Here is a 10652-nt window from a genome sequence, read left to right as displayed (position 1 = left end):
GACGCGGCCCGGCTGGCTCAGGCGGCCGCCGTCGTGAGCCGGGTGGCCGCCGCGCCCGCCGAGGTGGACGAGGACACCCGCCGCGTCAGCGCCCCGGTGAGCGGGCGCGTCCAGGCGCTCACGGAGGTGCTGGCGGCCCTCTCGGCGGCCGGGATCGAGGCCGAGGACGTCGCGCTGCGCAGGCCCACGCTCGACGAGGTCTTCCTGAACCTGACCGCTCACTCCGAGGAGAGCTCATGACGATCACCGCCGACGGGCCCGTCTCCCGGATGCGCTGGGCGCTGGCCGACGGCTGGTCCGTGGCCCGGCGCGACCTGGTCCACTGGCGGGCGCAGCCCATGACGGTCGTGTTCGGGGTCGGCTTCCCGATCATGATCACGCTGGCGTTCGGCTACCTGTTCGGCGGCGCGGTGGACGTGCCGGAGGGGGCGGACTACTTCTCCTTCCTCATGCCCGGCATGTACGGCATGACGATGCTCTTCGGGCTTGGGGCGACCATGGTCGCGGTCGCCACGGACCTGTCGAGGGGCGTCACCGACCGGTTCAGGTCCATGCCGATGGCGCCCTCGGCCGTGCTGATCGGGCGGGCCGTCGCCGACCTGCTGCACTCGGTCCTGGTGCTGGCCGGGATGCTGGCCTGCGGGTTCGCGGTGGGGTGGCGGCCGGAGAGCGCGGGCGGGCTGCTCGGCGGGGTGGGGCTGCTGCTGTTGCTGCGGTTCGCGCTGCTGTGGGCGGGGATGTTCCTCGGGCTGCTGGCCAAGGACCCGCAGGCCGTGGTGGCGATCCAGACGCTGGAGTTCCCGATCGGGTTCCTGTCGAACGCGTTCGTCGCCCCCGGCACCATGCCCGGCTGGCTGGGCGCGGTCTCGGAGTGGAACCCGCTCTCGTCCACCGTGGCCGCCGCCCGGCAGCTCTTCGGCAACCCCGGATGGGGCGGCGACTCCTGGGTGGCCCAGCACGCCCTGACGATGGCGGTGGTGTGGCCGGTGGCGCTGACCGTGGTGTTCTTCGTGCTGTCCGTACGCCTCTATCAGCGCTTGGACCGGTAGAACTCCAGCGGCTCCGGCGGCAGCGGCGTGTTGCCGAGCACCAGGTCGGCCGCCTTCTCCGCGACCATCATGACGGGCGCGTAGATGTTGCCGTTCGTGACGTACGGCATGACCGAGGCGTCCACCACCCGCAGCCCGTCCAGGCCGCGCACCCGCATGGTCGCCGGGTCCACCACGGCCATCTCGTCGGTGCCCATCTTGCAGGTGCACGACGGGTGCAGGGCCGTCTCGGCGTCCCTGGCGACCCAGTCGAGGATCTCCTCGTCCGTGCGGACCGTCGGCCCCGGGGACAGCTCGCCGCCGTCCAGGCCGTCCCAGGCGGGCTGGGACAGGATGTCGCGGGCGTGCCTGACGGCCTCCACCCACTCGCGCCTGTCCTGGTCCGTGGACAGGTAGTTGAAGCGCAGCGCGGGCTTGTCCCGGGGGTCGGCCGACCGTACGCGGACCGACCCGCGCGCGTCGGAGTACATGGGCCCGATGTGCACCTGGTAGCCGTGCCCTCCGGCGGGGGCGGAGCCGTCGTAGCGGACCGCGATCGGCAGGAAGTGGAACATCAGGTTCGGGTAGCGCACGTCGTTGTTCGAGCGGATGAAGCCGCCCGCCTCGAAGTGGTTGGTGGCGCCGGGGCCGCCGCGCAGGAACAGCCAGTTCGCGCCGATGAGCGGCCGCCGCCACATGGCCAGCGACGGCTGCTGCGACACCGGTTCGAGGCAGGCGTGCTGGACGTACACCTCCAGGTGGTCCTGGAGGTTCTCGCCGACGCCCGGCAGGTCGTGGACCACCTTGATGCCCAGGGGTTCGAGCAGCGCGCGCGGGCCCACGCCGGACACCTGAAGGACCTGCGGCGAGTTGATCGCGCCGCCGCACAGGATCACCTCGCCGGCCTCGACGCGCTCCCCGTCGCAGATCACGCCGGTCGCCCGGGTGCCCTCCACGATGATCTTCTCCACGAACGCCCTGGTCCTGACCGTCAGGTTGCGGCGGTGGATCACAGGGTGCAGGTACGCGCGGGCGGCGCTCAGCCGGCGGCCGCGGAAGACGTTGCGGTCGAAGGCGGCGAACCCCTCCTGCCGGTAGCCGTTGACGTCGTCGGTGAGCGGGTGCCCGGCCTGCTGGACGGCCTCGAAGAACGCCTTGAACAGCGGCCCCTTCGCCGGCCCGCGCTCCAGCATGAGCGGCCCGTCGTCGCCGCGGAAGTCCGAGCCCGGGTCGGCCAGGCAGTGCTCCATCCGCTTGAAGTAGGGCAGGCAGTGCGCGTAGTCCCAGCTCCCCATGCCCGGGTCGGCGGCCCAGCGCTCGTAGTCGAGCGGGTTGCCGCGCTGGAAGATCATCCCGTTGATGCTGCTGGAGCCGCCCAGCACCTTGCCGCGCGCGTGGTAGACGCGGCGGCCGTTCATGTGCGGCTCGGGCTCCGACTCGTACTTCCAGTCGTAGAGGCGGCTGCCGATGGGGAACATCAGCGCGGCGGGCATGTGGATGAAGACGTCCCAGAGATAGTCGGGCCGGCCCGCCTCCAGCACCAGCACCGACACCGAGCGGTCGGCGCTGAGGCGGTTGGCCAGCGCGCAGCCGGCCGAGCCGCCGCCGACGATGACGAAGTCGTACCTCAACGGGGGATCCAGTCCTTCCACACGATCTTGTTCTCCTCGACCCACTTCTTGGCGGCCTGGCCGGCGTCGAGGCCGCCGTTGATCATGTCGCCGGCGACCGCGTTCTGGTTGTCGTTCGTCCAGGAGAAGTTGCGCACCAGCTCGTACGCCCTGCCGCCGGTCTCGGCGAACCGCCTGCTCACGATCTTGTCCAGCAGATACGGAGGATAGTCGCAGGCGACCTTCGCCGCCACGGCGTCGCAGCCGATGGCATAGGCGGGCAAGTTGATCTTGACGAGCTTGACCTTGGTGAACAGCCATTGCGGTTCGTAGAAATACATCAGCACCGGCGTGCGGTCCTCGGTGGCCGTCTGCGCCGCTTTGATGAGGGCGTCCTCGCTGCCGGAGTAGATCACGCGGAAATCGAGGCCGAGGTTCTTCACGATCGCCTCGTCATTGGTGACGAACGTCGGATCGCCGTCGAGGACCTGACCGCGTTTTCCGGATTTAGCGGTACGAAAGAGGGCGGCGTACTTGTTCAGACTTCGCCAGTTGGTTATGTCGGGATATCGCGTGACCATCCACTCGGGAACGTACCAGCCGATCACGCCTTTGTTCCCGGTGAGCCCCGCGGACAGCGCGACCTTCTTCTCCTCGATGTACTCCTTCTTGAGGTCGTTGTGACCCCAGTTCTCGACGATCACGTCGACGTCGCCGTTCGCGAAACCCTTCCAGGAATCCGCCTCTGTCATCTGACGTGTCCGCACCGTGTAGCCCAGCTCGTGCTCCAGCAGGTACGCCAGCACCGCGGCCTGGGCCTGGTACCCCACCCACCCGTGGATGTCGATCTTCACCGTGCCCTTCGACCCGGCGGCCGGCCGCGACGGCTCCCCGCTGGAGCAGGCCGTCAGCAGGAGGGCCGCGACCAGCGGCCCGGTGATGGTTGTGGTTCGCATGGAAGGCTCCACGACCGTGGCCCGGCCGGGGGCCACGGTCAGAAGAACGGTCAGGGGACGGGGGTCACTTCGGGATCCACGCCTGCCACTTGGCCTGGTTGGCGTCGATCCACTTCTTGGCCGCCTGCTCGCCGGTCATGCCGTTGTTGGTCATGTCGTTGGCGACGGCGTTCTGGTCCTCGTTGGTCCACTTGAAGTTCTTGACCAGCTCGTACGCCTTGCCGCCGGTGTCGGCGAACTTCTTGCTCACGATCTTGTCGAGATCGAGCTCGGCGTAGTCGCAGGCGACCTTCTTGGGGTCGGCGTCGCAGCCCTCGGTGTAGGCGGGCAGGTTCACCCGGACGAGGTCGACCTTGTCGAAGATCCAGTGCGGGGTCCAGAAGTAGAACAGCAGCGCCTTCTGCTGGTCCTGCGCCTGGGTCGCCGACTTGAGCAGTGCCGCCTCGCTGCCGCCGGTGACGACCTTGAAGTTGAGGTTGAGGTTCTTGACCAGGGCCTCGTCGTTGGTGACGTAGCTCGGGTCGCCGTCGAGGAGCTGGCCCTTGCCGCCGGACTCCGAGGTCTTGAACAGGTCGGCGTACTTGTTCAGGTTCTTGTAGTCGGTGATGTCAGGGTACTTGTCGGCCATCCACTTGGGGACGTACCAGCCGATGATGCCCTTGTTGCCGGTCGAGCCCGCCGAGACGGCGACCTTCTTCTCGTCGATGAACTTCTTGACGAGGTCGGGGTGACCCCAGTTCTCGATGATGACGTCCACGTCACCGGTCTCGAAGCCCTCCCAGGCCAGCTGCTCCTTGATCTCGGGCAGCTCGACCTGGTACTTGAGCTCGTTCTTCAGCAGGTAGGCGACGACGTTGGCGCTGGCCTCGTACCCCACCCACGGATTGATCGCGATCTTGACGGTTCCGGCGCCGGAGGCGCTGCTCTGGCCCTGCGGCGCCGCGGAGCTGGACGGCTCTCCGACCTTGGCGCCGCCGCACCCCGCGGCGGCGAGCCCGAGCGCCAGAAGGCCTGCGATCAGGCGAATTTTCATTAAATCTCCCTGAGCATGGGGTGGGATGGGGGGTGGAGCTGTGCGGAGGTCAATGGGAGGCCCCTGTCCGGGAGGCCGGGCGCCTGTCGGCGCCCTGCGTGACGCGGTCGAGCATGACGCCGAGCAGGACCGTCGCGACGCCGGCCACGAGGCCCATGCCGAAGTCGGTCCGCTGGGAGAAGCCCACGACCACGTCGTAGCCGAGCGCCCCGGCCCCCACCAGGCCGCCCACGACGACCATGGCCAGCGTCATCACGATGCCCTGGTTGGCGGCCAGCAGGATCGCCCGGCGGGCCATCGGCAGCTGCACCTTCCACAGGAGCTGGCCGGAGGTGGAGCCGGCCGAGGCGGCGGCCTCGACGACGGTCGGCGGCACGGCCCTGATGCCGTCCTCGACCAGCCGCACGACCGGCGGCACCGCGTAGATGACCGAGGCGAAGATCGCGGTGAACCTGGTGGTCTCGAACAGGGCGAGCGCGGGCAGCAGGTAGACGAAGGCGGGCATGGTCTGCGCGGCGTCGAGCACCGGGCGCTGCACGGCCGAGAAGCGGGGCGAGCGCGCCGCCGCCACGCCCAGCAGCAGGCCGATGACCAGCGTGACGAGCACGGCGACGGCGACCGTGGTGAGCGTCTGCATGGCGTGCTCCCAGATGCCGAGCAGCGCGATCGCCAGCAGGCAGCCGAGCGCGACGAGCGCGGGCCGCAGGCCGCTCACCCGCCAGGCGAGCAGCAGCGCGGCGACGGCCACCAGCCACCAGGGGGCCGAGGTGAGCAGCCCCTCCAGCGGGTTGAGCAGGAGGGCGGTCGTGGTGTCCTTGATGAAGGTCGTGACGTCGTACCAGGTCAGCTCGGCCCAGCGCACCGCGTCGTTGACCTGGGCGACGAAGTTGACCGTCCAGTTCGCGGGCCACTCGGCGGGCAGCACCCGGCTCAGCACGATCCCCGCGACAGCCAGCACAGCGGCCCCAGCCAGGCTAACCCCGCTGTGCTTATTGCCCCACTGCGTGGGGCGGCTCGGTCGCTGGGATCCGCCGTCCTTCCCCCGTCGCTCTGGTCGCTGCGCTCCCGCCGCTCCTCCTCCGGACGGCGGCGCTCCCTCGCGGGCCAGCGCCATCATCATCCGGTCCAGCGTCACCGCCATGACCACGATCGCGATGCCGGCCGGCAGCATGATGCCGACCTGGGCGCGCGACAGGCCGCGGATGATGTCGCCGCCGAGGCCGGGGGCGGAGATCAGGTTCGCGATGACCACCATCGACAGGGCCATCATGATCGTCTGGTTCACCGCCAGCGCCATCGTGGAGCGGGCCAGCGGCAGGTACACCTTGAACAGCGTCTGCCGGCGCGTGGCGCCCAGCGACGTGGAGGCCTCGACGGCGGTGGGGGAGACCTGCTCGATGGCCAGCGCGGTGATGCGGATGGCCGGCGGGATCGAGTAGATCATCGTCGCGATCGTGCCCGCCGGCGCGCCGATGTGGAAGAACAGCACGAGCGGCGCCAGGTAGGCGAACGTCGGCATGATCTGCATGACGTCCAGGACGGGGGTGACCGCCCCGCGCACCCGCGACGACAGCCCCGCCCAGACGCCCAGGGGGACGCCGATCGCCAGTGACAGCAGCACCGCCGCCGCGACCAGCGCCAGCGTCTCGACGCTGGACTCCCAGAGGCCGAGCACGCCGAACGAGGCGACCCCGGCGACGGCCACCAGCGCGATCCGCCACCCGCCCGCGAGCCAGGCCAGCGCGCCCATCACGCCGATCAGCCCCGGCCAGCCGAGCGCGGTCAGCACGGAGAGGAAGGCCGTGTAGACCGACCCGACGAAGATCCGGATGTAGTTGAGGAAGAACAGGAACACCGGGTTGGAGTTGCGGTGGTCGTCGATCCACTCGCGCAGGTCGGTGAGCGCCAGGAACTGCGGCGCCTCCTTGTCGTGCGGGAGCGTTCCCGTGCCGCGGAAGACGAGGTAGGCGACGGCGATCAGCAGGGTGATCCCGGCCGGGGCCGCCCACCTGGGGATCCGCAGCCTGGAGGGGGTGGTGACGGCCGTGGTGCTCATGCGCTCGCCCGTGCGTCCCGCGCGCCGCCCGTGTCCTGGCCCGTGTCCTGGCCTGTGCTCTGGGCTGTGTCCTGGCCCGTGCTCTGGCTCGTGTCCTCGCCGGACAGGAAGCTGAGCATGTCCACGCGGTCCACGACCCCGGCCAGCTCCTCGCCGTCCATGACCCGGACGGGGCGGGAGGAGGACGACATCAGGCCGATCGCATCCTTGATCACCGTGGTCGCCGGCAGGGCCGGGCCGTCCAGCGGCTCGCCGGCCTCCGGGGGCCGGCAGATCCAGCGCAGCGTCAGCACGTGGCTCCTGGGCACGTCGCGCACGAAGTCGGCCACGTAGTCGTCGGCGGGCGCGCCCACCAGCTCCTCCGGCGTGCCGAGCTGCACGATCGAGCCGGCCCGCATGATCGCGATGCGCTCGCCCAGCTTGAGCGCCTCGGACAGGTCGTGGGTGATGAACACCATCGTCTTGCCGACCTCGCGGTGCAGGCGGATGACCTCGGCCTGCATGTCGCGGCGGATCAGCGGGTCGAGCGCGCTGAACGGCTCGTCGAACAGCATCACCTTGGGGTCGACGGCCAGCGCCCTGGCCAGGCCCACCCGCTGCTGCATGCCGCCGGAGAGCTGGTCGGGGTAGGCGTCGGCGTAACCGTCGAGGCCGACCAGGGAAAGGATCTCCCCGGCGCGCTCGTGCCTGGCGGCCTTGGCGGCGCCCTGGACCTCCAGCCCGTACGCGACGTTGTCGATCACCCGCCGGTGCGGCAGCAGCCCGAAATGCTGGAACACCATGCTGACGCGGTGGCGGCGGATCTCGCGTAATTGGGCGGGGGAGGCCCGGCCGATGTCCTCGCCGTCGATCCTCACCTCACCGGCGCTCGGCTCGATCAGCCTGGTCAGGCAGCGGACGAGGGTGGACTTGCCGCTTCCCGACAGTCCCATGACGACGAACACCTCGCCGGGCCGTACCGCGAAGCTGACGTCACGGACGGCGGCGGTGCACCCTGTCTTCTCCCTCAGCGCGGTGGGTTCCAGATGTTTGTCATCGCTGTCCAGCACTTTCTGCGCCTTTGGGCCGAAGATCTTCCAGAGCCCGTTGACGTCTATGGCCGCACTGTCGGGAGAATCCCCCACACTCGCCTCCTTGCTCGACGGGCCTCAACATAAGCCTGCGATAACGCAAATCTCAACGAGCGTGACCTGCCGGAGACCTCCGTGCTTTCCTGGTGTTACAGGTTTGGAGCGCTCCAATCGCCCACAAGCGGACACTTGTTCACTTGGGGGATTATTTCTCGCCCAAAGGGCAACATAAATGGGACCCCAGGTTCTTTCCCATGCGTCACTCTGGTCAACTTTTGCAGCGTTATCGTCGGTTGGCCACTGAGTAGGTATGTGTTCAAATTACCTTCACTCGCTGATTTTCCCAGGGGTCCCAGGCGCCCCTTCCTGTCCGCCGTTTCGGGCGAGAGGTAACGTGCGGTGAGTACACAGCTGGGTGAACGGCAGGCGGACGAGGCCGGCTGGCGACTGCGCAACTGGCGCGTCCGGGCGCGGCTCGTCGCCCTCATCCTGGTCCCCACGGCCGCCGCGGTGCTGCTCGGCGGGATCCAGGTGATCGCCTCGGCGGGCGCGGCCGCCGACCACGCCCGCACCAACCAGCTCGCGCGACTGTCCCAGCAGGTCGGCGAGCTGACCCACCGGATCGCCGGGGAACGCGCCCGGATGTCGTGGTACATCGCCCGAGGCAGGCCCGTGACGGGGCGCGCCGTCGTGCGCAACCAGATGGACGAGGTGGACGAGAGCGCCAAGGCGGTGCGGGCCGACCCCCAGGAACTGCTGGAGGGGGTCACCGGCCGCACCGCCGACCAGATCGCGGCCATGCTCAGCCGCCTCAACGACCTGACCGGCCTGCGCGGCCAGGCGCTGGAGGCCGACCTGCTGCCGACGGCCAGCGTCGAGCTCTACACCACGGTGATCAACGAGCTGCTGTCGGTGCACAACGAGCTGGTCAAGGGCAGCCAGGACGACGAGCTGTTCCGCCAGACCCGCATGCTCGACGCCCTCGCCCACGCCAAGGAGAGCGTCTCGCTCCAGCAGGCGATGCTCACCGTCGCCCTCGTCCGGGGAAGCCTCGACCAGGAGCAGGTCAAGCGGTTCCTCGGCGTGCTGTCGCGTGAGCGCGACGAGCGCCAGGCCGTCAGCGCGGAGGCGACGGCCGCCGAGCGCCGCCTCTTCGACGAGACGGTCAACGGCAGGACGGCCGACAGCATGCTGTTCCTGCGCGAGCTGGTGCTGATCAGGGCCACGGCCGGGCTCCCGCTCAAGGGGCTCGACCAGGGCAACCGCGACGACGCCAGGCAGTGGTACGACGCGAGCACCGTCGTCGTCAACTCCTTCCGCGCCATCGAGCGACGCCAGGCCGCGGGCATCGTGGCCCGCAGCGGGGCGCTCAGCGCGGCCGAGCGGCAGCGCGCCCTGCTCGTCGCCGGCGCCGTGCTCGCCCTGCTCGTCGCCGTCCTGCTGATCACCACGGGCGTGGCCAGATCGCTGGTACGCCCGCTGCGCCGCCTGCGCGGGGAGGCGCTGGAGATCGCGGGACGGCGGCTCCCCGACTTCGTGCGGCACCTGCGCGAGACCCGCGACGGCGCGATCAACGCCGAGGTGCCGCCCATCGGCGTCTTCTCCAAGGACGAGGTCGGCGAGGTCGCGCGGGCCTTCGACGAGGTGCACCGCGAGGCCGTGCGGCTGGCCGGCGACGAGGCGCGGCTGCGCTCCAACGTCAACGCCATGTTCGTCAACCTGTCGCGGCGCAGCCAGACCCTCGTCGAACGGCAGCTCACGCTGATCGAACGGCTGGAGCGCGGCGAACGCGACGACACCCGGCTCGGCGACCTGTTCAAGCTCGACCACCTGGCCACCCGCATGCGCCGTAACAGCGAGAACCTGCTGGTCCTGGCCGGGCAGGAGGCGGCGCGCAAGTGGACCGAGCCCGTCGAGCTGATGGACGTCGTACGCGCGGCGCTCGGCGAGGTCGAGAGCTACGACCGGGTCAGCGTCCAGGCGCAGTCGGAGGTCGCCGTCGCCGGCCAGGCGGTCAGCGACGTCGTGCACCTGCTGGCCGAGCTGATCGAGAACGCGGTCTCCTTCTCCTCGCGCGACACCAGGGTCGTCGTCACCAGCAGCCGCATCGACGGCGGCGGGCTGATGGTCGCGGTCTCCGACCACGGCATCGGCATGAGCCCGGAGGAGCTGGACCAGGCCAACTGGCGGCTGGTCACCCCGCCGGCGGTCGACGTGTCGGTCTCGCGGCGGATGGGCCTGTTCGTGGTCGGCAGGCTGGCGCTGCGGCACAGCATCAGGGTGCAACTGCGCCGCCAGGACATCGGCGGGCTGAACGCCATGGTGCTGATCCCGGACACGCTGCTGACCGCCGTGCCCGGTCCGCCGCCGGAGCCGCCGCCGTTCGCGCGGGTGCCGATGCAGGCCACCCCGGCGATGCCCGGCTTCGGGCACCCCTCGTACGACCCTTCACTGGACCAGCCGCTGCCCCCTTCGCCGGGCTCCTCGCTGGACCAGCCGATCAACCTCGTCCCGCCCGACCCGTCGTCGTGGTTCAGCTCGCGTCAGTCGCACTCGGCGGACCTGTCGCTGCCCGACCTGGCGGGGCCGCCGGTGCGGTTCGACCCATATCCGTCCGTTCCGTCCCCGCAGGCCCATGCCGACGCAGGGTCGAGCTGGTTCACCAAGCCGACGCTCATCCCGGAGGAGCGCGGCCACGTGTGGTCCTCACCGGCCGACGGCGGCCTCCGGGCCGCCGGAACGGTCGGCGATCCCGCCCGGAGCGGGACGACCACCTCCGGACTGCCCAGGCGGACGCCGAGGGCGAACCTGGTGCCCGGCTCGGCGGCCCCGTCGGCCGGGCCGCCCGCGCCCCCGGTCTCACCCGACCGGCTGCGCAGCAGACTCGCCGGCTACCAGC

General features: G+C 70.1%; 7 protein-coding genes and 1 pseudogene. 3 read left to right on the top strand and 5 right to left on the bottom strand.

The genetic code is table 11. The features are described from left to right. Positions 1 to 240: pseudogene (locus tag KME77_RS24130) on the top strand (daunorubicin/doxorubicin resistance ABC transporter ATP-binding protein DrrA); the annotation flags it as partial. Continuing rightward, positions 237 to 1049: an ABC transporter permease gene (locus KME77_RS24125; RefSeq protein ID WP_219471217.1), complete on the top strand. Its 813-nt coding sequence runs from the start codon at positions 237 to 239 to the stop codon at positions 1047 to 1049. The pseudogene KME77_RS24130 and the gene KME77_RS24125, both read left to right, overlap by 4 nt. On the opposite strand, the gene betA is transcribed toward KME77_RS24125, so the two are convergent. From betA to KME77_RS24100, 5 genes are all read right to left on the bottom strand, one after another. Next, positions 1031 to 2680 carry a choline dehydrogenase gene (betA, locus tag KME77_RS24120; RefSeq protein ID WP_308250873.1) on the bottom strand — a complete coding sequence of 550 codons (1650 nt, stop codon included), beginning with the start codon at positions 2678 to 2680 and terminating at the stop codon, positions 1031 to 1033. The genes KME77_RS24125 and betA overlap by 19 nt on opposite strands. Next, positions 2656 to 3594: an ABC transporter substrate-binding protein gene (locus tag KME77_RS24115; protein WP_219471216.1), complete on the bottom strand. Its 939-nt coding sequence runs from the start codon at positions 3592 to 3594 to the stop codon at positions 2656 to 2658. Before KME77_RS24115 ends, betA begins: the two co-directional genes overlap by 25 nt. A gap of 64 nt (positions 3595 to 3658) precedes the next feature. After that, the gene (locus tag KME77_RS24110; protein WP_219471215.1) at positions 3659 to 4627 is read right to left on the bottom strand and encodes an ABC transporter substrate-binding protein; all 969 of its coding nucleotides are present in this window, start codon (positions 4625 to 4627) and stop codon (positions 3659 to 3661) included. Positions 4628 to 4676: 49 nt separating this feature from the next. Further along, on the bottom strand, positions 4677 to 6683 hold the full coding sequence (locus tag KME77_RS24105) for an ABC transporter permease (protein ID WP_219471214.1): 2007 nt from the start codon (positions 6681 to 6683) through the stop codon (positions 4677 to 4679). Further along, positions 6680 to 7807, bottom strand: coding sequence for a quaternary amine ABC transporter ATP-binding protein (locus KME77_RS24100; RefSeq protein ID WP_219471213.1), 1128 nt, complete (start codon positions 7805 to 7807; stop codon positions 6680 to 6682). Before KME77_RS24100 ends, KME77_RS24105 begins: the two co-directional genes overlap by 4 nt. A gap of 345 nt (positions 7808 to 8152) precedes the next feature. On the opposite strand from KME77_RS24100, the gene KME77_RS24095 reads away from it, so the two are divergent. After that, positions 8153 to 10652: sensor histidine kinase (locus KME77_RS24095; protein WP_219471212.1), on the top strand; the 2500-nt coding region annotated here is incomplete at its 3' end.

The sequence above is a fragment of the Nonomuraea rhizosphaerae genome, from assembly GCF_019396405.1.
Classification (GTDB): Bacteria; Actinomycetota; Actinomycetes; order Streptosporangiales; family Streptosporangiaceae; genus Nonomuraea; species Nonomuraea rhizosphaerae.
This window is presented reverse-complemented; position numbering and strand designations above follow the sequence as displayed.

Excerpts from the sequence above, each read along its gene's own strand:
- KME77_RS24125 (WP_219471217.1), top strand. The coding sequence starts at position 237 with ATGACGATCACCGCCGACGGGCCCGTCTCCCGGATGCGCTGGGCGCTG.
- KME77_RS24110 (WP_219471215.1), bottom strand. The coding sequence starts at position 4,627 with ATGAAAATTCGCCTGATCGCAGGCCTTCTGGCGCTCGGGCTCGCCGCC.
- KME77_RS24115 (WP_219471216.1), bottom strand. The coding sequence starts at position 3,594 with ATGCGAACCACAACCATCACCGGGCCGCTGGTCGCGGCCCTCCTGCTG.
- KME77_RS24105 (WP_219471214.1), bottom strand. The coding sequence starts at position 6,683 with ATGAGCACCACGGCCGTCACCACCCCCTCCAGGCTGCGGATCCCCAGG.